The organism is Pelagimonas phthalicica (assembly GCF_004364805.1).
GTDB classification, from domain to species: Bacteria; Pseudomonadota; Alphaproteobacteria; order Rhodobacterales; family Rhodobacteraceae; genus Pelagimonas; species Pelagimonas phthalicica.
Map to the genome: position 1 here is coordinate 1,330,337 of NZ_SOAP01000001.1, position 21,941 is coordinate 1,352,277.

General features: G+C 57.1%; 24 protein-coding genes and 1 tRNA gene. 16 read left to right on the forward strand and 9 right to left on the reverse strand.

Features of this window, described 5'->3' with window-relative positions:
- Positions 1 to 78: 78 nt before the first annotated feature.
- On the reverse strand, positions 79 to 921 hold the full coding sequence (locus tag CLV87_RS06605) for an SMP-30/gluconolactonase/LRE family protein (RefSeq protein ID WP_133840710.1): 843 nt from the start codon (positions 919 to 921) through the stop codon (positions 79 to 81).
- A gap of 117 nt (positions 922 to 1,038) precedes the next feature.
- Between CLV87_RS06605 and CLV87_RS06610 the strand changes: the two genes are divergently transcribed.
- Positions 1,039 to 1,806, forward strand: coding sequence for a helix-turn-helix domain-containing protein (locus CLV87_RS06610; protein ID WP_099242598.1), 768 nt, complete (start codon positions 1,039 to 1,041; stop codon positions 1,804 to 1,806).
- A gap of 19 nt (positions 1,807 to 1,825) precedes the next feature.
- Here the strand turns inward: CLV87_RS06610 and CLV87_RS06615 are convergent, their stop codons facing one another.
- From CLV87_RS06615 to CLV87_RS06625, 3 genes are all read right to left on the reverse strand, one after another.
- Entirely contained in the window at positions 1,826 to 3,703 is a 1,878-nt protein-coding gene (locus CLV87_RS06615) for a vWA domain-containing protein (protein WP_370739629.1), read from the reverse strand.
- Positions 3,704 to 3,894: 191 nt separating this feature from the next.
- Positions 3,895 to 4,428, reverse strand: coding sequence for an RNA polymerase sigma factor (locus CLV87_RS06620; RefSeq protein ID WP_166652683.1), 534 nt, complete (start codon positions 4,426 to 4,428; stop codon positions 3,895 to 3,897).
- Between the two features lie 60 nt (positions 4,429 to 4,488).
- On the reverse strand, positions 4,489 to 5,277 hold the full coding sequence (locus tag CLV87_RS06625) for an alpha/beta hydrolase (protein ID WP_099242592.1): 789 nt from the start codon (positions 5,275 to 5,277) through the stop codon (positions 4,489 to 4,491).
- A gap of 82 nt (positions 5,278 to 5,359) precedes the next feature.
- Here CLV87_RS06625 and CLV87_RS06630 point away from each other — a divergent pair, with 82 nt between their 5' ends.
- The gene (locus CLV87_RS06630; RefSeq protein ID WP_099242590.1) at positions 5,360 to 6,826 is read left to right on the forward strand and encodes an NAD-dependent succinate-semialdehyde dehydrogenase; all 1,467 of its coding nucleotides are present in this window, start codon (positions 5,360 to 5,362) and stop codon (positions 6,824 to 6,826) included.
- Between the two features lie 112 nt (positions 6,827 to 6,938).
- Here CLV87_RS06630 and CLV87_RS06635 read toward each other — a convergent pair whose 3' ends face one another.
- Positions 6,939 to 7,355 carry a hypothetical protein gene (locus tag CLV87_RS06635; protein ID WP_099242588.1) on the reverse strand — a complete coding sequence of 139 codons (417 nt, stop codon included), beginning with the start codon at positions 7,353 to 7,355 and terminating at the stop codon, positions 6,939 to 6,941.
- A 72-nt stretch (positions 7,356 to 7,427) separates the two neighbouring features.
- Between CLV87_RS06635 and CLV87_RS06640 the strand changes: the two genes are divergently transcribed.
- The 3 genes from CLV87_RS06640 (at position 7,428) to CLV87_RS06645 (ending at position 9,693) form a co-directional block, all read left to right on the forward strand.
- Positions 7,428 to 7,784: a MerR family transcriptional regulator gene (locus tag CLV87_RS06640; RefSeq protein ID WP_099242586.1), complete on the forward strand. Its 357-nt coding sequence runs from the start codon at positions 7,428 to 7,430 to the stop codon at positions 7,782 to 7,784.
- Positions 7,785 to 8,243: 459 nt separating this feature from the next.
- A tRNA-Tyr gene (locus CLV87_RS23815) sits at positions 8,244 to 8,331 on the forward strand.
- Positions 8,332 to 8,490: 159 nt separating this feature from the next.
- Positions 8,491 to 9,693 (forward strand): M24 family metallopeptidase, encoded by a 1,203-nt coding sequence (locus CLV87_RS06645; RefSeq protein WP_099242584.1) that lies wholly within the window; start codon positions 8,491 to 8,493, stop codon positions 9,691 to 9,693.
- On the opposite strand, the gene CLV87_RS06650 is transcribed toward CLV87_RS06645, so the two are convergent.
- A complete protein-coding gene (locus CLV87_RS06650; protein WP_099242582.1) occupies positions 9,694 to 10,284 on the reverse strand; it encodes an NAD(P)H-dependent oxidoreductase in 591 nt (196 codons plus the stop codon).
- Between the two features lie 87 nt (positions 10,285 to 10,371).
- On the opposite strand from CLV87_RS06650, the gene CLV87_RS06655 reads away from it, so the two are divergent.
- A complete protein-coding gene (locus CLV87_RS06655) occupies positions 10,372 to 10,974 on the forward strand; it encodes a TetR/AcrR family transcriptional regulator (protein ID WP_235871858.1) in 603 nt (200 codons plus the stop codon).
- Here the strand turns inward: CLV87_RS06655 and CLV87_RS06660 are convergent, their stop codons facing one another.
- Positions 10,975 to 11,523, reverse strand: coding sequence for a hypothetical protein (locus CLV87_RS06660; protein ID WP_099244667.1), 549 nt, complete (start codon positions 11,521 to 11,523; stop codon positions 10,975 to 10,977).
- A gap of 78 nt (positions 11,524 to 11,601) precedes the next feature.
- A complete protein-coding gene (locus CLV87_RS06665) occupies positions 11,602 to 12,528 on the reverse strand; it encodes a LysR substrate-binding domain-containing protein (RefSeq protein ID WP_099242580.1) in 927 nt (308 codons plus the stop codon).
- A 158-nt stretch (positions 12,529 to 12,686) separates the two neighbouring features.
- On the opposite strand from CLV87_RS06665, the gene ugpB reads away from it, so the two are divergent.
- The 10 genes from ugpB (at position 12,687) to CLV87_RS06715 (ending at position 21,011) form a co-directional block, all read left to right on the forward strand.
- The gene (gene ugpB, locus CLV87_RS06670; RefSeq protein WP_099242578.1) at positions 12,687 to 13,991 is read left to right on the forward strand and encodes a sn-glycerol-3-phosphate ABC transporter substrate-binding protein UgpB; all 1,305 of its coding nucleotides are present in this window, start codon (positions 12,687 to 12,689) and stop codon (positions 13,989 to 13,991) included.
- Positions 13,992 to 14,068: 77 nt separating this feature from the next.
- Positions 14,069 to 14,950, forward strand: coding sequence for a sn-glycerol-3-phosphate ABC transporter permease UgpA (gene ugpA / locus CLV87_RS06675; RefSeq protein WP_099242576.1), 882 nt, complete (start codon positions 14,069 to 14,071; stop codon positions 14,948 to 14,950).
- Entirely contained in the window at positions 14,950 to 15,801 is an 852-nt protein-coding gene (gene ugpE, locus CLV87_RS06680) for a sn-glycerol-3-phosphate ABC transporter permease UgpE (RefSeq protein WP_099242574.1), read from the forward strand. The genes ugpA and ugpE overlap by 1 nt, the downstream gene beginning before the upstream one ends.
- 14 nt (positions 15,802 to 15,815) lie before the next feature.
- Positions 15,816 to 16,871: a sn-glycerol-3-phosphate import ATP-binding protein UgpC gene (locus CLV87_RS06685; protein WP_099242572.1), complete on the forward strand. Its 1,056-nt coding sequence runs from the start codon at positions 15,816 to 15,818 to the stop codon at positions 16,869 to 16,871.
- Positions 16,872 to 16,874: 3 nt separating this feature from the next.
- Positions 16,875 to 17,849, forward strand: coding sequence for a glycerophosphodiester phosphodiesterase (locus tag CLV87_RS06690; RefSeq protein ID WP_099242570.1), 975 nt, complete (start codon positions 16,875 to 16,877; stop codon positions 17,847 to 17,849).
- Between the two features lie 9 nt (positions 17,850 to 17,858).
- On the forward strand, positions 17,859 to 18,764 hold the full coding sequence (locus tag CLV87_RS06695) for an HAD-IIA family hydrolase (RefSeq protein ID WP_099242568.1): 906 nt from the start codon (positions 17,859 to 17,861) through the stop codon (positions 18,762 to 18,764).
- Positions 18,765 to 18,809: 45 nt separating this feature from the next.
- Positions 18,810 to 19,688, forward strand: coding sequence for a BadF/BadG/BcrA/BcrD ATPase family protein (locus CLV87_RS06700; protein ID WP_099242566.1), 879 nt, complete (start codon positions 18,810 to 18,812; stop codon positions 19,686 to 19,688).
- A gap of 85 nt (positions 19,689 to 19,773) precedes the next feature.
- Positions 19,774 to 20,049 (forward strand): hypothetical protein, encoded by a 276-nt coding sequence (locus tag CLV87_RS06705; protein ID WP_133840711.1) that lies wholly within the window; start codon positions 19,774 to 19,776, stop codon positions 20,047 to 20,049.
- A gap of 59 nt (positions 20,050 to 20,108) precedes the next feature.
- Positions 20,109 to 20,375, forward strand: coding sequence for a hypothetical protein (locus CLV87_RS06710; protein ID WP_133840712.1), 267 nt, complete (start codon positions 20,109 to 20,111; stop codon positions 20,373 to 20,375).
- Positions 20,376 to 20,387: 12 nt separating this feature from the next.
- A complete protein-coding gene (locus CLV87_RS06715; protein ID WP_099242560.1) occupies positions 20,388 to 21,011 on the forward strand; it encodes a DUF1523 family protein in 624 nt (207 codons plus the stop codon).
- Between the two features lie 84 nt (positions 21,012 to 21,095).
- Here CLV87_RS06715 and CLV87_RS06720 read toward each other — a convergent pair whose 3' ends face one another.
- The gene (locus CLV87_RS06720; protein WP_099242558.1) at positions 21,096 to 21,923 is read right to left on the reverse strand and encodes a universal stress protein; all 828 of its coding nucleotides are present in this window, start codon (positions 21,921 to 21,923) and stop codon (positions 21,096 to 21,098) included.
- Positions 21,924 to 21,941 lie beyond the last annotated feature (18 nt).

Consider the following 21,941-nt stretch of genomic DNA (forward strand, 5'->3'; position numbering starts at 1 on the left):
GTCCGGATGGCCTTTATTACGGCTGCGCAACGGTTTTATGTCAAACCTAATAAAAGTCCTGTTGCGCAGCCGCAGTGTTTATTTGATGGCCAACGCCTCGACCTTGCCAGTCAGCATATGCGGCATGAGGATGACACCGTCACCGGCCCCGATATCTGCCAGCCCTTGCCCAAATTGCGCGGTTTTGGACACCTCGCCGCTGTCAGAGACTTCAAAGATTTCGCCGGTGATCCAGTCATTGACCAAAAGCTTGCCGTTCAAGCGGATGACACCATCGATATTGGCCAGCTGAGATACGATGACCTCGACCTTGTCTGTGCCCGGTGTCCAGGCGATCAAATCACCTGGCGCATCGGTGGTGAAATCCTCTTTCATCCCGGGGCCCCAATTGCCAATCAAAAGGCGGTCCTGATCCCATAGCAGCCCGTTTGGATGTGTCAGCGAACCACCCTGCAAAATCGGTTCGACATTGCCGTCAGAATAGCGCCAGATCGTGTGGGTCAGCATATCGCTGATATAGACATTTTCACCGTCCGAGGTCACATCATTCAGCAGCCCGGCCTCGTCGACCTTGATGCTGTTGACCAGCGTGCCCGTGGCCAGATCGACAATCCGCAGCGTGTCCAGATCCGCCGCAAACAGATGACCGCCAGCAATGGCCATGCCTTTGGGGGCGTGCATCCCGGTGATCCACTGCTTTTCAATCACCTCGCCCGAGGCGGACAGCAAGGACAGAAAGCCATTTCCATCCGGCTCAAAAGGGGAGCCGACCATATTGCTGACCACGATCTGGCCGGTTTCTTGCAGCTCGATCGCGGATTCCGGCCAATCAAAGCCTTCTGCGCTCCAGATCGTTTCCGCTTGGGCGGTCATCGCAAAGGCAGAGGCAAGCACAGTCATCGTCAAGGTTTGGAGTTTCATCATTGATTTCCTTCATCAGTTGATGAGGGAAAGATCTATTTGCGATACCGATCTTCAATATTTGACATTCTTAGCATCATATTTAGATACTCAATCACGCAACCAAGGATCAAACCCATGCATGCCAACAGCTTTGCCATCCTGCAACAGGCGCTTAAGGCGCGAAACATGACCTATGCGGATCTGGCAAAACGGTTGGACCTGTCCGAACCCACCATCAAACGGATATTCTCGCAGCGCGATTGCAAGCTGAGCCGGTTGTTGGAGATCTGCGACGTGCTTGAGGTCAACCTATCTGATGTCGTGGATCGCGCCGAGCGCAGCGTTGATGCCCCGCTGACGCTGCCCATCGAAGTCGAAGCAGCGCTGGCCAAGGATAAGAGCCTGTTTCACTATTACATCCTGTTGCGCGACAAGGTCTCGGCGGAACACATTCTGGGCCGCTACAACCTGTCTCAGGATCAGCTCTTTGCCCTGGGTATGAAATTGGAGCGGTTGAACCTGGTTGAGATACGGGAGAATGGCCAAGTGCGGCTAATGTGGCCCGGCCCGATCCAGTTTCGCCAGGACGGCCCGCTGATGGCCTATATCCGCGAGCTGAACTTGCGGTTCCTGAACATGGTGATGACATCTTTGGGCGAAGAGCATCAGTTTTTCACCACAGTGTCGCGCCGGATGCGGCCCGATAGTGGTGCCGAAATTCAACGTGAATTGGCGGCCCTACATGCCAAAATTGCGGAATTGGCGCGGCAGGATCAACTGCTCTTTGCCGATAGCGAGCTGATGACGTTCAAATTCACCGCAGCTTGGGGGGCGATCAAGTATCATGAGGTTTTGCAGATTGAGGCCCCCTGCCCACAAGGCGAGAAGGTGGGGGCACCCTAAGAAAGGACGCCCCATTAATTTACTGTGACATGCTTTCGGCCAGGCGCATTAGGGTGATGGCCTCTTGGCGGTAGCCATAAGGGTCAGCGCCCTTGGCCCCCTGCGCCAGCTTGATCGCATCGCCAAAGGACCAATCACCAATCAGGTCTGAGCCGCGCAGGATTTGGCCAAAACCGGCGATGGCCAGGGCGAAATCCGCATCTGCAAGCGCATCGGTGTTTTCGACAATCGAGGCCTCGATCAACTGGCTTTCATCTGCTCCGGGGGCTTTGTAACGCAGGCGCAAAAAGCCCAGCTCATCACTGTCCACCGCCTCTGGCGCAGCGCCATAGCGCAGCGGATCTGTCAGGCGCGCCTCTGATCCGACAGGGGTGATCTCATAAAGCGCGGTGACCTGATGGCCTGCGCCAATTTCTCCGGCATCGACCTTGTCATTGTTGAAATCCTCGCGTTTCAGGGCGCGGGTTTCATAGCCGATCAACCGGTATTCAGCGACCTTGGCCGGGTTGAATTCGACCTGAATTTTTACATCATCTGCGATGGGCACCAAGGCACCGGTCAGTTGATCCACCAGCACTTTGCGCGCCTCGCTCAGCGTGTCGATATAGGCGGCCATGCCGTTGCCGGTCTGTGCCAAGGCCTGCATCGTCGCATCATCCAGATTGCCGCGACCAAAGCCCAGGACAGACAGATAAGTGCCGCTGTCGCGTTCCTTGGCGATATAATCCTTGAGCTCATCTGGATCATGAATGCCGATGTTGAAATCGCCATCCGTGGCCAGGATCACGCGCGAGGTCTTGCCCTCTTCTGCCATTTCCTTGGCGGTGGCATAGGCCTGTTGCAGCCCCTCTTGCCCGGCAGTGCCGCCACCCGCTTGCAGGTTTTCCAGGGCTTGCAGGATCTTGTCGCGCTGATCCGCCGGGGTCGGGTCAAGCACACGGCCCGCGCTGCCAGCATAGGTCACGATGGAAACGCTGTCATTCTCGGTCAACTGGCCCAGCATCAAACGAAAGCTTTGCTTGAGCAAGGGCAGTTTGGTGGGCTGGTTCATGCTGCCCGATGTGTCGATCAGAAAGACAAGGTTCATCGGCGGGCGTTCATCCGGCATCATGCCTTGAAGGCCGATATGCACGATCTGTGTGCCATCATTCCAAGGCGTATCGGTCACGCCAATGCTGGGCTGAAATGGCTGATCGCCGGTTGGGGCCGGGTAGTCGTAAGAGAAGTAATTGACCATCTCTTCGATCCGCACCGCGCCGTCGGGGGGCAGAGTGCCATAGGTCAGCGAGTTGCGCAGGATCGACCAACTGGCCGTGTCCACATCGATGGAAAAGGTCGAAACCGGGTCTTCGGCGGTGACTTTCAGCGGGTTGGCCTCGGCCTCGGGGAAGGCTTCGGTGTTTTCCTCTACGACAATCACAGGCTCCATGGGCGGCATGGAAAGCTGCGCACCGCCACCGGAATACATCTGGGTCAAACCGCCATTGGCGGCCCCAACGCGCGGGCTGGCTTTGGCTGTTGGCATCGGTGTTGGTGCTGGCCTTGAAACAGGCGCACCGAAGGCCTGGCCATTATCTGTTTCTCCTGAGAGGGAAAAGGTGACATCCATATCCGTGTGAAACAATGTTGTTTCACCGCCTTCTGGAACGGTGCCTATGTCTGCACTTCCCGATAGCGCAATGCCCCCTTGCTGCGGTGCCTCGGCCTCTTCAACGACAGGCTCTTGCGCAGGGTCCAAGGACAGCAGTTCGCCCCCCGGTGCATTTTGCTCGGTCACAATGGCACCGGGCATGCCGGGTATTTGATCCCTTACAACCGGTACAATCATCACCAGCCCCAAAGCGGCCAGCGCGGTGGTTGCGGTCAAAACTCCGCGGGTCGAGAAATTGGCAATCATTTTTCTTACTCCTCTGATCAGCCCGTTTTCCGGGCGTTCAGAGGTCAGACGCGTGTCATCCGCATTTCCTTGGGAAGAAAATTGCAAATCGTCAAAATTTTCCATCGCGCGGGCAAGGTTTTCCGCCTTGCGCGTATCGTCAGCCTTTGGTGTGGCCGCATCCAATGCGCGTTTGAGATCATCAAAATCGCTCATGCTTCGGCCTCCTTCATCGCTTTGAGTTTCTTTTTCGCCTCCGAGATGCGCCAGCTGATCGTACCTTCGGAGACACCGAGTATCTTGGCAACCTCCGCATGGCTCAGCCCGTCCAGGATCAACACCAGCGTTTCCCGCAACTCGGGCGGTGTCAGTGCATTCATGGCAAGGCGCAACCAATCCGCCCGTTCCGCCTGTTCCTCTTCGACGGCGCGGCGCGCGATTTCCCAATCACCCCAGCCCTCAGCCGCCTTGGCATGGCTGGCACGGCGGCGAAACCGATCCCGCGCCGCGTTCATCACAATCCGATAGAGCCAGGTCATCACCTTGGCCTCGCCCCGAAAGCGGCAGAGCTTGGCCGGCAGAGCGGCACAGATATCCTGCACCAGATCCTCAGCCTCGGCCTTGCTTCCGGTCAGGCGAAAGGCCAGCCGGAACATCGGGTCATAGATCCGATCCAGCAAAGCCGCAAAGGCTTGCCGATCTCCATTCGCTGCGGCCAGGGCCAGGTCTTTGTCACTCACAGTCATACGCATCTCATGACTTGGACGCAGCCCAAAGCGCAATCCTTGGATACCTTACCCGATTTTTTAATTCAGCAGGTCGCGCACCATATCGCTGGACGGGTTGGCCAAGGCGTCGATCACGTCGAAATGGTGTTTTCCAGGCACGACCTCGTGACCACAGGCCCAGGCTTCGGCCAGCCAACGGGCTTGATCCAGAAAGACCGGGCGTTCCTCTGCGCCGACCCAGACGGTGACCGCAACATCCGGTTTGGGCTGGAAAATCGGGCTTTCGGCCTGCGCCTCGGCCTCGTCCACTTTCAGCTCAGCATTCATCGTCAACTGCATCAACGGACGTAGATCCGAGACCGGAGAGATCGGCTGCACCTTGGCCAAACGCGCCAGAATGTCGTCGGGCAGAACACCGGGCGCGCACATGCGCGACACAAGATGCCCGCCAGCCGAATGCCCGGACAAGCGCACAGGCCCCTCGATTTCGCGCGCCGCGACGGTGATCGCATTGGCAATCTGACGGGTGATGTCGGCAATCCGCACACGCGGACAGAGATCATAAGACGGAACCGCCACGGCCCAACCTTCGGCCTGCGCTCCAGCCGCCAGATGCGACCAATAAGATCGATCAAATTTCAGCCAATAGCCCCCATGAACAAACACAACCAAACCCTTTGGTGTGCCTTCGGGCATGAACAGATCGAGCACCTCGCGCGTGCCATGGCCATACATCAGACCCAGCCGCGCCCGCCCTGTCAGCGCCTGGGATTTGCGAAACTTATCGGCATCCACCGCCCAACGATCCGGGTAGCTTTCCCCGTCCGGGATATAGGCGGCATTGGCATAGGCGTCATCTAGGTCCATCGGCTCTTCTCTTTTGGCTCTATACTTTTACTTCACCAGATGCTTTGCCTAATGCCAAGTCAGAAACTCCAGGGAATTTCAAATGTCCGCAACCAACCTCAAAACCCTGCTCAAGGATCCCTCGCTTTTGGAAACCCGCGCCTATATCAATGGCGCTTGGGTCGAGGGCAGCGCCACGTTTGACGTCGACAATCCGGCACGCGGCGACATCATCGCACAGGTCACCGATCTGACCCGAGAAGAGGTCGCCGGTGCGATTGACGCCGCTTACGTGGCGCAAAAGGATTGGGCACAATGGACCGGCAAAGAGCGCGCCAATGTGCTGCGCAAATGGTTCGATCTGATGATGGCAAATCAGGATGATCTGGCCACCATCATGACCGCCGAACAGGGCAAACCGCTGGCCGAGGCCAAAGGTGAGGTCGCCTATGGGGCCTCTTTCATTGAGTTCTTTGCCGAAGAGGCCAAGCGTATCTATGGCGAAACCATCCCCGGCCATATGCGTGACAAGCGTATCATGGTGATGAAACAGCCCATCGGTGTGGCCGCCTCGATCACGCCTTGGAACTTCCCCAATGCCATGATCACCCGCAAGGCCGCCCCTGCGCTGGCCGCGGGCTGTTCCTTTGTGGGCCGTCCGGCTTCGGAAACACCTCTTTCGGCTTTGGCCTTGGCGGTTCTGGCCGAGCGTGCAGGCATTCCGGCGGGTGTGTTCAACATCCTACCCAGCATGGATGCGCCTGGCGTCGGCAAAGAGTTCTGCGAAAACCAAAAGGTGCGCAAGCTGACCTTTACCGGCTCCACCAATGTGGGTCGTATCCTGTTGCAGCAGGCCGCGCATAACGTGATGAAATGCTCGATGGAGCTGGGCGGCAACGCGCCGTTTATTGTGTTTGACGATGCCGATGTGGATGCCGCCGTCGAAGGGGCCATCGTCTGCAAGTTCCGCAACAATGGTCAGACCTGCGTCTGCGCCAATCGCATCTATGTGCAGGCTGGTGTCTATGAGGAGTTCAGCACCAAACTCGCCGCGCGCGTGTCACAGATGAAGGTCGGCGACGGGCTTGAAGAGGGCACTGAGCTCGGCCCCCTTATCACCCCCGCCGCGATCAAAAAGGTGCAGGATCATGTCGCCGATGCCACGGCCAAAGGCGCTGAGGTGATTTATGCCGGTGAGACACCGCAGGCACCGGGCAATTTCCTCGCCCCCACCATCGTCAAAGGGGCCACGCGCGAGATGGCGGTCTCAACCGAAGAAACCTTTGGCCCGCTCGCCCCGATCTTTAAATTCGAGACCGAGGACGAGGTCATCGAGCTCGCCAATGACACGATCTTTGGCCTCGCCTCCTATTTCTACGCCAAAGACCTCAGCCGCGTATATAAAGTCGCCGAGGCGCTGGAATATGGCATCGTCGGCGTGAACACCGGCATCATCTCCACCGAAAACGCGCCCTTTGGCGGCGTCAAACAATCCGGCCTTGGCCGCGAAGGCAGCCATCACGGTATCGAAGACTATCTCGAACTGAAATATGTCTGCCTGACAGTCTAAAACCAACGCCAGCCCCGCGCGCCTCTTTGTGTTTCTTCTTGGCAAAAATACTCCGGGGAGCGCGAGGGGCTGGCCCCTCGCTCCCCCCCCTTCTGAACAAACGAGTTACCCTTTAAACCTCGACACGCGTTCTAAACCGGACAAACCCGATCAACTGCGCTATCGCCCAGGCCAGCTCGGGGATCAGGAACGCCCAGATAATCGGTGAAATCCCCGCCATCAACGCATTCACCATGGCGACACTAAACAGCACCCGCCCCAGACCATCGAACAGCGCCAACCGGCTATCATTCAAATAGAGCCGCACCAGCGCCCAAATCACAACAACCGATCCAAAGAAGTTGCCAAACAATACCGCATGCACATCAAGCGCGGGTAAGGCCGCAAATCCCAAAACGGCGTTCAGTGGCATGAACCCGTATTGCCACAAGATCCCCAGCGTGATCGGCAAAGCAAAGGGCCACGTGATAATCAAATCATACCAGGCAGATAACCTGCAAATCCTGTTCAGTGTTGGTTTAGAATACATCTTGCGCACCTTTCCATTTTGGTCAGGGCGCTCTATAAACCTAGGACCATAGTCCAAGGTCAACAGGGTTTCATGCGCATCGGGGAATTATCTCGTCTCACCGGCGTTAGCACAGATACGCTCCGCCTTTATGAAAAACGCGGGCTGATCCGATCCGAGCGGCACACCAACGGCTATCGCGATTTTGACCCGGCAATGGCGCGTGTGGTTCACCTCATCAAAACCGGTCAATCCCTCGGCTTCAAACTGCGTGAAATGGAAGATCTGGCCTGCGCCATGTCTGATCAAGGACTGAGCGCCACAGAAGTAACAGGGCTACTGACCGAGAAACTCTGCGAGGTTGATCAAAAGATCGAAGAGATGCATCGCCTTCGCGACATGCTGGCTACCATGGCCGCCACCGCCTGCCCGCTTTCCACCAAGGGCTAGCTTTTATGCCCCGACCATTGGGCAATTCAGCTATAGCGCGTAATATAACCTTCAAACCCACTTTGGTCTGCTACGGCAAAGCCACTCCTGGGAGCGTGAAGGGCTGCCCCTCGCTCCTACCTCAGTTTTCTTTCAGGTCAGGCTAGAAAGCTTGATCGCGCGTGACGAGCGCCTTACAGTCAAAGCTCCCTTAGCGGGGTCGGCGGAGAAGACCACGCAAGGGGATCAGCTGGAACGTGTAGCACGTAAAAGGGTTTCCGCCGTCCTTCCAGCACCATTTCTTTCAAAGCTAACTTTGATCAAGCAAAAGAAGACGCGAGAAACAATGCTACCATTTCAGCGAAATCCAGAGCTACGTTTGGGATTCAAGCTAAAGCGCTATGGCTCGCTTAACTAAGCGTTTGACCTTAAGAATTGACCACATTGAATATGTGATGCGTTACCTTTAAGTAGAGTTCAAGAGAGGTGACTGAGTGGCCAAAGGTACTCCGCTATACCAGGGAGTAAGCATGTCTGTGCTTCGAGGGTTCGAATCCCTCCCTCTCACTAATCAATCGGGCCTTGCCAACCGCCCCAACCTCCTGCACTCTCCCGCCCAGGGCAGGCGATGGCGTCGTCACCAACAGCCCCACATTCCGTCCTGTACGCCGGGACCTTGCTTTACCGATGGTAGGGGAAGGTGCCCCACCATCCTCAGGAGGGTTTCATGGAACGTCCCCAGCAATACCGTTTTCACCAGGGTGAGAAATCTCTGCCTTTTTCCGCGTCCGAATATGACGCGCGACTGGCGAAACTGCGCACTGCAATGAGCGCGCAGGGCATCGAGGCTTGTGTCTTCACTTCGATGCATAACATCGCCTACTATTCCGGCTTTCTCTATTGCAGCTTTGGTCGCCCCTATGGGCTGGTTGTCACGCAAAGCGACAGTGTCACCATCAGCGCCGGAATCGACGCGGCGCAGCCTTGGCGGCGCTCCCATGGTGACAACATCACTTATACCGATTGGCAGCGGAACAATTACTGGCGCGCGATCCTGTCTCTCACCGGGCCGGGCAAAGTGATCGGCTACGAGGGTGACCATCTGACCCTTGCACAGAACGCGCTGCTGAACGAGTTTCTGGCTCCCTCTGAAACCAAAGACATCGCCCCCGCCACAATGCGCCAGCGCATGCATAAATCCGAGGCCGAAAAAGCCCTGATCCGCCATGGCGCGCAGGTTGCTGATGTGGGTGGCTATGCCATCCGCGAGGCGATCAAACCCGGTGCGCGCGAGATTGACATTGCTATGGCCGGGCGCGACGCGATGGAGCTGGAAATCGCCAAACGCTTTCCGGATGCCGAATATCGTGACACTTGGGTTTGGTTCCAATCGGGTATCAATACCGATGGCGCGCATAACCCGGTCACCTCCCGGCAATTGCAGCGCGGAGATATCCTGTCGCTCAACACCTTCCCAATGATCTCGGGCTATTACACCGCGCTGGAACGCACCTTGTTCGTGCAAGAGGTCGACCCGGCCAGTCTCAAGATCTGGGAGGCCAATGTCGCGGCCCACGAATACGGCATATCGCTGTTGAAACCGGGGGTCAGCTGCGCCGAGGTGACCGAGAAGATCAACGAATTTTTCGCCGAACGCGACCTGCTGCAATACCGCACGTTTGGCTATGGTCACAGCTTTGGCGTGTTGTCGCATTACTACGGGCGCGAGGCCGGGCTTGAGCTGCGCGAAGACATCGACACGGTGCTGGAACCCGGCATGGTGATCAGCATGGAACCGATGCTGACTTTGCCCGAAGGCCAGCCCGGCGCGGGTGGCTACCGCGAACATGACATCCTGGTGATCACGGAAACCGGCAATGAAAACATCACCGGGTATCCCTACGGCCCTGAGACCAACGTGGTCGGCTGATCACTGACCGGCGCGGCCAAGAACGGCAATCTTGGCCGCCCATTTTTCGACCTGCCCGTCTTTGGGCTGTCCGGCGGCGGCCAACCAGGTGAATTTGCTTGGCTTGATGCCGACAAAGCTCAGCACCTGATTGCGGATCTGCTTTTGGAACGCGTTTCCGTAAACCCATTTCTGAAAAAAGCTTGGTGTATCCGAGGTGATAATCACCCGAGCTGAACGCCCTGTCAGCAGAGGCTTGGGCAACCCGACGAAATTCGCATTGCGCGTGTCAAAGGCACGCCCGGTCATGAGCGCGCGATCCAACAGCGCCTTGGTTTTGGCAGGATAGCTTCCCCACCACATCGGCATAGTCATCACGAGATGATCTGCCGCTTCCAACGCTTGCATAAACGTCTCAAGGTCGGGCTCAAATGGCTTTGTTTGGCGGTAATGGGTCTGCCCAAAATCCGGGTCAAACTGCATGTCAGACAGGGACATTGTCGTCACCTGATGTCCCGCGGTGCGTGCGGCATCAGCATAGGTTTTGGCCAAATGGGCATTCAGCGTGTTGGCGACAGGATGGGCGTCAAAGACGAAAATATTGCGGGTCATTGGGGGCTCTCCGATAAAAATGACTACGGTCAAATATCGGATGGAATTGACCGTGGTCAATATCTAATTTGACCGCGGTCAAAATTTATGCAAACTGAAGCCATGACCAAAGCCACCCAAGCCCGCACTTTGAAAACCCGCGCCCGCCTGCTTGAGGCTGCGCGGCAAGCTGTTGAAGAACAAGGATATCCCGGCCTGCGCACCGAAGAGGTGGTCAAGCGTGCAGGCACGGCCAAGGGCACGTTTTTCGCCCATTTTCCGGACAAAGAAGCCCTGCTCGATCATCTGATCGGAGAGGATATCGACGGGATATTGGAGGAAATGGAGGCACTGCCAGCGCCGAAAACCGTGCCCGACCTGATCGAATCACTGATGCCTTTGGTGACCTATATGGCCCAGGATCGCGACATCTTTGACGTGATCATCCGCCGGTCCGGCGCGGCGGCGATCGAGGAAATCGGACCGATTGCCGTGACCTTTGAACGCCAATTCGGGATTTTCATTCACTGGCTGTCAAACCCGGCCTTTCGCCAGGATGTTTCGCCGGATCTTTTGGCCGAAGGGGTCCAGGCCTTTCTCGTGCAGGCCGTTGCGCTGAATTTTTGCGCCTTGCACAACACAATTGCGCTGCCTGACCGGCTTTTGCCCTATCTGGAGGCCTGGCTGATCCCAGGCCCCCAAAGCTCTTGATCACTGACCGAAATTGGCCATGGCTTTGAAATCCATCTGCTCCAGAATTTGCTGAGCCAGCGCCAGGTCCCCCTCGGTCTGAATGAGGATACGATTGGCAACCAGCGCCATCATCTGCTGATCCTGAATGGCAAAACGCTGGCGGTTGATGCGTTCCACCTTCATCCCCATGGCCGAGGCGTTGGTGATCATCGCCGCCATGCTGCCCACCATCGGGTTATCCGCCATCAGGGTGATTTTAACTGACGCGCCGTCACCGTTGCTATAGGTGCCTTCGGCCCCGACACCGCCGCCCAACATGCCCAGGGCCGAATTCATTTCGGAGTTCTTTTCGAAACTCCACCCCTCAGGCGCAGGAGGCAAGAATGCCCCGAGGCTGTCGGTTTTTAGCTCCAACAGTTTCTGTTTCGCGAAATCCAGCTCTTCCAATGCATATTGGATGTCGCCATCCGCATAAGCATCCAAAGCGGATTGCAACGTATCGCTGATCTCATCAGCATGAGCCGGAAGCGCAAGCGCACCGGCGATCAAGATTGCAACCAAACGCATGGCAATATCCCCTTTTTCTATCAATGCTTGGCTTTTGCCGAACGGATGGAGATCGCTCAAGTCAGGTATTCCGCAGGGCTAACTTGTCAGTTTGGCAGTCTCTACCGGGGCCTCGGCCAGAAAGGGCGTCAGGCTTTGGATAAAGGCCTCGATAAAGTCGATCACCACAGGTGTTCGCGCCCCCGTCGCAGGGCGCAGGATCGACAGGCGGTGATAAATCGGCGGATCAAAGGGGCGGATGACGATGCCTGCCTCGCGAAATTGTTCCGCGTCCAGCGCACTGACGATTGAGGCCCCCATGCCTTTGCTGACCATGGTGCAGGCGGTGGTGAACTGGCGGACCTCGACCCAACTGTTGATCGCGACACCCGCATCGGAAAAGGCGCGGGACAAACGGTAATAAAAGCGGCTGTCGCGTTTGGTGTGGATCATCTTTTCATCGGCCAGATCCGCCGGGCTGATCCGCTGTTTCGACTGCAGCGGGTGGCCTTTGGGCAGAATACAAACCGATTTGATAAACAAATCCCGACTTTCGGTTGCTGGGTGACCGGCAAACCCATCCGTGAGGCCGCAATCATATTGCTCGCCAATGATCCATTCCAAAATCCGTTCGGGACGATCCGGGTCGATTGTCACGGTAACCCCCGGTCTTTCCTTGAGAAAATCAACCAGGACCTTGGGCAGATGGCTGGTGGCAAAGCCGGGCAGGCAGGCAATGCGGATATGCCCCGCCGTGCGTTCGGTCAGATCCCGGCGCAGATCTTCGAGATGGTCGAGCCCGTCAAGAATCCGGGTGACTTCGGTCAGCAGATAGCGCGACTCACTTGTCGGCTCCAACACCCCGCGACGGCGCTCAAACAGTTCGAAACCGACGGACTTGGCAAAGTCTGACAGCAAACGGCTGACCGCTGGCTGCGACACCCCCAAATTTTTTGCGGCGCGTGTGATATTACCGGCTTCTGCCACGGCGCGAAACGCCTCAAGCTGTCTTAGTTGAAATTTCAATAACTTAACCCCCTGTTAACGCCTCAGGCTGCGCGTTCTTCTCCACCACTATCATAACACAGTGTTATGTCAGATTTACAAATATTTCACTTGAATTATCATTTCCGCTGGCAAATGCTGCTTTTCACAGCAGTTTTGAAACTGTCAGGGAGAAACACATGACCTTTACCAAATCGCTTCTGGCGAGCACCGTATTGATGGGTGCCCTCGCCACATCCGCTTATGCGCAAACCGAAATCAACTGGTGGCACGCCATGGGCGGCACCAATGGTGAACGCATCGACAAAATGGCTGCCGACTTTAACGCGTCGCAGTCCGACTACGTCGTCAAACCCTCCTACAAGGGCAACTACACCGAGACCATGACCGCCGCTATCGCCGCCTTCCGCGCCGGTGAGCAGCCGCATCTCGTTCAGGTTTTCGAAGTTGGCACCGCCACGATGATGGCCGCCAAGGGCGCGATCTATCCGGTTGAAAAACTGATGGCCGACGCCGGTGAGCCGTTCAATGGCGACGATTATTTGCCAGCGGTTGTGTCCTACTACCAGACCCCAGAGGGTGAGCTGCTTTCGATGCCGTTCAACTCCTCCACTCCAGTTCTGTGGTACAATGCCGACGCTCTGGAAGCGGCAGGTGTTGAAGTACCCGGCACCTGGGAAGAAGTGGACGCCGCCGCCAAGGCGCTGGTCGACAATGGCATGAAATGCGGCATCTCCTTTGGCTGGCAGTCCTGGGTCATGATCGAGAACTTCTCGGCCTGGCACGATCTGGCACTGGGCACCAAAGAGAACGGTTTTGCCGGTTTCGACACCGAGCTGACCTTTAACAACGATCAGGTTGCCGCCCGTCTGCAAGCCGTTGCTGACATGCAAGCTGACAACAAGTTCGTCTATGGCGGTCGTCGCGGCGACAGCCTGCCCATGTTCACCAATGGTGAATGCGGCATGTGGATGAACTCTTCGGCCTATTACGGCTCGATCGTGGGTCAAGCCAAGTTCAAGTTCGGTCAGACCATGCTGCCGCTGGACAAGACCGTTGCTGACGCGCCTCAGAACTCCATCATCGGTGGCGCAACCCTGTGGGCTCTGCAAGGTCACGAATCTGACGAATATAAAGGGCTGGCACAGTTCCTGACCTACCTGTCTTCGCCTGAGGTTCAGGCTTGGTGGCACCAGGAAACCGGCTATGTGCCGATCACCAAAGCGGCGGCCGAGCTGTCCAAAGAGCAGGGTTTCTATGAAAGCAACCCAGGCACCGACACCGCGATCAAACAGCTGAGCCTGAACACCCCGACCGCCAATTCCCGCGGCCTGCGTTTTGGCAACTTTGTTCAGATCCGTGACGTGATCAACGAAGAAATGGAAGCTCTGTGGGCCGGTAACATCTCGGCTCAGGAAGCGCTGGACAATGCTGCAAACCGCGGCAACGACCTGCTGCGCAAGTTCGAGCGTTCGGTCAAATAAACCGATCCACCTGACATCGGGCCCGGCGACCAGAGCGTTGCCGGGCCTTTTTCCGCCTTTCCAATCCCCGAGATCCGATGCTCAAGCGCGTTCACTTTCCCGCGTCGATCCTGCCCTACCTTTTGGTAGCGCCGCAGGTCATCGTCACGCTGATCTTCTTTATCTGGCCCGCCAGCCAGGCGGTCTATCAATCCTTTCTGATCGAAGACGCCTTTGGCCTGTCGACCGAATTCGTGTGGTTTGAAAACTTCACCTATCTCTGGGATGACAGCCATTATCGCAGCTCATTCGGGCGGACGATCTTTTTTTCGGCCTGCGTGGCGTTCCTATCCATGGCGTTCGCTCTGATCCTTGCCGGGTTTGCAGACCGCGTCATTCGCGGCTCGACCGTTTACCGCACCTTGCTGATCTGGCCCTATGCGGTGGCACCTGTTCTGGCCGGGGCTTTGTTCCTGTTCATGTTCAATCCAACCATCGGGATCTTTCCCTTTATCCTGGAAAAGATCGGCTATGGTTGGAACCATTATCTGAATGGTGGCCAAGCCATGTTCCTGGTGATCATCGCCGCCGCGTGGAAACAGGTTGCCTATAACTTCTTGTTCTACCTCGCCGCGATGCAATCTATCCCGCGCTCGATCACTGAGGCCGCTGCGATTGACGGCGCTGGTCCGATCCGCCGCTTTGCAACGATCATCTTCCCGCTGATTTCGCCCACAACGTTTTTCCTGCTGGTGATCAACGCGACCTATGCCTTTTTTGAGACCTTCGGCATCATCCACGCCGTGACCCAAGGCGGCCCGGCCAATTCCACCACAACGCTGGTTTACAAGGTCTACAATGACGGGTTTGTCGGGCTCGACCTCGGCGGGTCTGCCGCGCAGTCGGTGATCCTGATGATCTTGGTGATCGGCATGACCGTGATCCAATTCCGCTTTATCGAAAAGAGGGTGCAATACTGATGGTTGAGAACCGCCCTTTCCTTGCGATCCTGTCCCACCTGATCCTGATCCTGGGTGTGGCCATGGTTGCCCTGCCGGTCTGGATCACCTTTGTCGGGGCCAGCCACGAAGCCGAGCGCATGTTGCAAACGCCGATCCCGATGTGGCCCGGCGACCAGTTCTTTGTGAACCTGAAACAGACCTTCTGGGGCTCTGGCCTGACCGGGACCTCAATCGCGCCGGTCTGGATGATGATGTTCAACTCGCTCCTGATGGCGCTGATGATCGCCTTTGGCAAAATCGCGATTTCGCTGCTGTCGGCCTTTGCGATTGTCTATTTCAAATTCCCCTTCCGCATGGGTTTTTTCTGGATGATCTTCATCACCCTCATGCTGCCGGTTGAGGTGCGTATCCTGCCCACTTTCGAAGTGGTCGCCGATCTTGGCATGCTCAACAGCTATTGGGGCCTGACCATTCCGCTGATCGCCTCGGCTACGGCGACATTCATGTTCCGCCAGGTGTTCCTGACCATCCCTGACGAAATGCTGGAAAGCGCGCGGATTGATGGCGCGGGCCCGATGCGATTTTTCTGGGACATCCTGATCCCGCTCAGCCGCACCAATATCGCCGCGCTGTTTGTGATCCTGTTCATCTATGGCTGGAACCAATATCTCTGGCCGCTGTTGATCACCACAGATGCGGATATGTCCACCATTGTGGTGTCGATCAAACAGATGCTTGAAGCGGCCGAACAATCCCCCGAATGGAACATCATCATGATGATTGCCTTGCTGGCCATGGTGCCACCAATCTTTGTGGTCATCGCGATGCAAAAGCTCTTTGTGCAAGGGCTGACGGAAACCGATAAATAGGACGAGACGAGCAGATGGCTGGTATCAAACTCGACACATTAACAAAATCCTACGGCGATACGCAGGTCTTACACCACATTGATGCCGAGATCGAAGACGGCGAATTTGTCGTCATTGTCGGCCCGTCGGGCTGTGGGAAATCCACCTTGCTGCGCATGGTGGCCGGGCTGGAAAGCGTGACTTCGGGCAATGTCCATATTGGTGACAAGCGGGTGAATGATCTGGAGCCAGCAGATCGCGACATTGCGATGGTGTTCCAGAATTACGCGCTGTATCCGCATATGAGCGTGCGTGACAACATGGCCTATGGGCTCAAGATCCGCAAACTCTCCAAGGCCGAGATCGACCGTCGCGTGAATGAGGCCGCCGAGATCCTTGAGATCGGGCAATATCTGGATCGCAAGCCGCGGCAATTGTCCGGCGGTCAGCGTCAGCGCGTCGCCATGGGCCGCGCGATTGTGCGTGATCCGCAGGTGTTTTTGTTCGATGAACCTTTGTCAAACCTCGACGCCAAGCTGCGCGTGCAGATGCGGCTGGAAATCCGCAAACTGCAAAAGCGCCTTGGGGTCACCTCGATTTTTGTGACCCATGACCAGGTCGAGGCCATGACATTGGGCGATCGTCTCATGGTCTTGAATGGCGGCTATGTGGAACAGTTTGGCACGCCGATTGAGCTCTATGAACGCCCCGCCTCGATCTTTGTCGCCGGGTTCATCGGTTCGCCCTCGATGAACTTTCTGTCCGGGGCCGCCAATGCTGGTCAGGTGACCCTGAGCAATGGCACGACCATCGCGACCGGATCGACTGCGTCTGGCGAAGTCCTGCTGGGTGTGCGCCCCGAACATCTGAAACCTGAGGAGAACGGGCCGTTCAAGATGACAATTGAGATGCTCGAACATCTCGGTGGCGTGACGCTCCTGCACGGAGTTCTCGATGGGACCGACACGCAAATCGTCGCCAGCCTGAACGGGATCACCGACCATCAGGTTGGTGATCAGGTCTCCTTTGCCGCCAAGCAGTCGCATTTGCACCTGTTCGACGCCAAGTCCGAAAAACGGATTGAAGAGTAAGTCATGACTGATCCCCTCGCCCCCCTGCGAAAGGCCCCCGGTATTGTCCGGCTACATGGCCACCGCGCCGCGCGGGGGGTTTTGCCGGAAAACACCATGATGGCCTTCCGCCATGTCTTTGACATCGGGGTCAAAGTTGTTGAGTTGGATGTGCTGTCGACCAAGGATGGCGTGCCGGTGATCACCCATAACCCTCAGCTTATGGCCGCCTCGACCCGTGACCGGAACGGGCATTGGTTGCCAAACGAAGGGCCGGGGATCTTTGAACTGAGCTTTGATCAGCTGCAAACCTATGATGTTGGCGGATTGCGCGCCGGGACAGGCTATGCCACGCGCTATCCCGATCAGGCGTTCCTGTCGGGGCTTCGTATCCCGAAACTTGCGGACTTGGCGGCACTGGTTCAGCAGCCGCCCTTTGATGACATCTGGCTAAATGTCGAAATCAAAAGCCACCCCAAACACCCGGAATTCACCCCTCCGGTGGATGAGTTCACCGATCAAATCCTGTCGGTTTTGGAAGATTTTGGCCTGACTCAGCGCTGCATCGTGCAAAGCTTTGACTGGAATATCCTGACAGCGGTCAAGAAACGCGCGCCCGCGATCCCAAGGTCACACCTGACCTACGCGCCCAAGGCCAAAGCACCGATGGAGTCCAACGTCTTTGAAGGTTCGCCCTGGATGGCCGGAGCATCCTTGGCTGATTTCGACGGCTCTTTGCCGGATCTGATCGCCGTTCTTGGTGGGTCCGTTTGGAGCCCCTATTTCGCGGACATCACCAAATCCGATGTGGCCCGCGCACAAGAGCTTGGCCTCATCGTCAACGCCTGGACGGTGAACGAAGTCAAAGACATTCAGAACGCCATAGATGCCGGGGTTGACGGGATCATCACAGACTACCCCGGTCGCGCCCAGCGCTTGCTATTGGAAAATGGGTTGAGCTGGGTCGAGCCTGACCCAGTGTTGGTCAAGACAGGGTAAGAGGCCTTGATGACCAGCTTTCTGTCACCGCAATGGGCGTTTGAGCGCTACGAAGCCATTCGCCCCCGCCTTCCTCGCGCGGAGTTTCCAAGCCAATCGACCTTTGGCCAGTCGCTTGCAGACACCGCCCAACACTTTGACGCTTACATCCTGGACGCGTTCGGTGTGCTCAATCGCGGAGAAGAGGCGATTGCAGGGGCCGTCGAACGGCTGCAAGAGCTGCGCGGCTTGGGCAAACGCCTGATCGTTTTGACCAACGCAGCAAGCTACACGCGTGTCCAGCTTTTGGCGAAATACCACAGGCTTGGTTTCGATTTCACCGCTGATGAGGTCGTGTCGAGCCGGGATGTGGCCTTGGCCTCTTTGCCGGTTCTGGAAAGCGGTGCGCCATGGGCAGCGGCAGCTCTGGCTGAGGATGATTTCTCTGACAGCCCCTTTCCTTTGCGCAACCTGCATCTCGATCCGTCCTTGTATGAGCGCGCTGGTGGGTTCCTTTTGCTCTCCAGTCAAAACTGGGGTGATGCCGACACAATCCGGCTGCGCGATGCGCTGCGCCGGAACCCTCGCCCGTTAGTCGTCGCCAACCCGGATCTGGTGGCACCGCGTGTCGATGGGTTGTCTTTGGAGCCCGGCACAATCGCGCATGAGATTGCCGATCAACTGGGCACGCAGCCGCTGTTTTTCGGCAAACCCTACAAAAATGCCTTCGACGTGGCCCTTGCCCGGCTCGCTGGCATCCCCAAATCGCGCATCGCCATGGTTGGCGACACGCTACACACCGACGTCTTGGGCGGGTCCGCCGCCGGGGTTGGCACCATTCTGATCACCCGTCACGGGTTGTTTCGCGGTCTTGAGGTTGATCCTTTCATTCAGGCCTCGGGCATTTGTCCTAATTGGGTTGTCGAAACGACTTAGGGTCATCTATTCAGAACCTTGGGTAACCGACCAAAGGCCAGGAACATGACCACAATCCCAGATGTGATCGCAATTGACGGCGGCGGCAGTCGTTGCCGCGTGGCCTGTGAGATCAACGGCGCGCGTGTGGTTGTCGAAACCGGCAGCAGCAATGTCAGCACAGATCTTGCCGAGGCCGTCAACAGCATAACCCAAGGCCTGGTTTTGCTCGCATCCGAGATCAACCTACCCGTCGAAACGTTGCACTCCGTGCCCGCCTATCTGGGCCTTGCCGGCGTGACGGGGGATGAGAAAGCGCAAGAGGTCGCCGCCGCCCTGCCCTTTGCCACCTGCAAAATCGAAGAGGACCGAATGCCTGCGCTGAACGGAGCACTGGACGGGCAGGATGGGGCCTTGATGCATTGCGGCACCGGGTCGTTTCAGGCGGTTCAAATCGACGGTTCCGCGCGGTTTGCCGGTGGCTGGGGCGCTATTCTGGGTGACGAGGCCTCGTCCCAATGGGTGGGCCGCAAGGCGCTTTCCGCCACTTTGGCCGCACAGGAAGGTTTGCAGGCAGGCAGCGCTTTGACAGAAGCCATTCTGGCCAAGTTCGGCAATGCGGCCGACATCATCGCCTTTGCCGGGCAGGCGGATGCGGCGGATTTCGGGGCGCTGGCCCCAATGGTCACGCAAGCCGCCGAAACGGCGGACCCAATCGCCCATGAGATTATGCAAGACGGCACCGACATCATCGCAGACGCTCTGCGCCAAATGGGTTGGCAGGCCCATTTACCCCTCACCTATACCGGCGGGATCGCCCCGCATTTCGCGACCTTCCTGCCCCAAGACATGAAAAACAACCTGACCGCCCCCAAAGGCAGCCCTTTGGACGGCGCCTTTGCCTTGGCACAAAGCTGGGTTTCAAACACCGATCCGCAAGGTTGACCGCCGCCAGCGCCACCCCCATCTTGGCGCTATGTTTCTTGGCCTAGCACTCCCTTCTCTCGCCCTCATCGCGCTGGCCATTTTGGTGCCGCGCATCATCGAAAGATGGATGCCCGAAACCGTGTTTGGCATGGCGACCACGGCTGCAGTCTCTTCTGTCGTACTTTGGGCGCTCTCGGCCTGCGGCTTTGCACTGCTTTACCAATTGGAAAACCCGCAACTGACCGCTCTCCTCTTTTCGACCACCGGCAGCCTCAGCTATTTCACCACGCTCGGGGCCAAGGCGGTGATCATTTGGGGGCCGGTTCTGGCGCTGGTCATCTCGACCGCGCCAAGACGCTGGACAACAAATACTTGGTAGTCTCAACTGGGCTGGAAAACACCTGATGGCGGTCTTACCTGTCAGACAAGGGGAATATGATGTTTGCCATGTTGCGGTTCCTGGTCCTGGCCTTGATCGTGCAGACCGTGATCTTTGTGATCCTGTGGATCCGTTGGCGCAATGCCAAGCAGGAGGAGCTGGAGCAAGACTGGCTGTCGCAGGGTCAACCGGATGATCGAGAGCAATTTATCGACCAAGGCCTCGCTGAAAGCGGAAAACAGCGTCGCACCATGCTGTTTCTGCTGGTCTATGTGCTGCCAATCTGCATTGTGGCCAGCATCATCTATCTGACGAATTTCCACTGAAAGGGGCCGGGAATGGCATATGTCAAATGGACAATCATAATTGCGTTTTGGGTCATTGTTGCGGCCTTCCTGCACTACACCCTGCCCCAAAACGACATCGTTCGGATCACGGACACCTACGAAAAGCGGGTCGATCCCGGTGAAAACAGCTGGTTCTGGGCACAGGCCGATGTGGGCAGTGATGGCACCCTGCCAACACGCGATGTGTTCTTTATTCAGACCGTCGATTCTGATGGCGGGATCATGGTCTATCGCAACGAAGATACCGGCTGGGGCTGGCCGCCCTATTTCAAGTTCGATACATCCAACCTGTACGCCGAAGCCAGCGATATGAAATCCACAGCCGACGATCCCCGTTGGATCGCGGTGCGCCATTACGGGTGGCGAAACGAGTTTATCTCGATCTTTCCCAATGCCGTATCTGTCAAAGAAGTCGACAGCCCCGACACCCGCATCATCCCCTGGACAAACATTGTCATCCTGACCGTACTTTTTGCGCTGTTCTGGGCCATCCGTGTGCGCTGGAAACGCTTTCAGGCCAAACGCATCGATCCCGTTGTCCAAAGCGTCGAGGACCGTATCGATGATGGCAGCGACTGGTTGAAAGACACGTTCAGCAGCGACAAAACGAGCTAACCACCGGCCAATTCCGCGCCGGGTTGCCGCCAACAAAAAACGGGCCGTGGGTCACACTGACCTACGGCCCGCTTTTTAAGCACTCTAGTGCGAAATCATAACCGGAAGGGTTGCGTCATCCAGAATGCTCCGCCCGGTGCCACCATGCACCAAGCCGCTGCGCAACCGCGCTGACCCACGACTGCCCACCACCAGAATATCGGCGTCTTTGTCTTGGCAATACTGCAGGATCTGATCGGCGGTGTTTCCGCTGGGCTTAACGGTCGTCAAGGTGATGCGCGGATTGTGAAGGGCCAGATGTGCCTTCAACTCGACCAACGGTGCCTTGTTCGGGTCCGCTTTGGTAATGCTGAGAACGTCGATATGCTTGACAAAAGGCAGCATGAGCAGTGCGTCATTCATGGCACGTGTGGCGGTCAAACCACCATCCCAGGCGATGACAATCCGCTCGATCGGCTGCTCGGTTTCCCAATCGCGCGGCACAACCACCAAGGGACGCCCCGAACGGGTGACGATATGTTCCGAACGCACATGCGTCCCGGTTTCTTCGGTGGTTTCCGAGTATTTGCCCACGACCAGCAGATCGTGGAGCCGAGAATGCGAGGCAAGCGCATCCGCGACGTTCCCGGTTTCAACGCGCCATTTGACCGTGTCCGGTTTACCCAGCTGCGCCAGCAAGGCCTCCATGGCTTCTTTGGCTTTCTGCGGCGCGGCCTCATTGGCATCCTTCACCCGTTGCATCAGTTTTTCGGGCATCCAGGTCGAGATCTGCATCTCTTCCATCACAATCGGAGCCACGTGCAGCGCGGTGACGCTGGCCTCGGCTTGCTCTGACAAAGACAAGCCAAATTTCAGGACGTTTTGCGACGTGCTGCCACTGCTGAAGGCAACCAAAATATCTTTGAGCGGCATGATATGTCCATTCCCTCT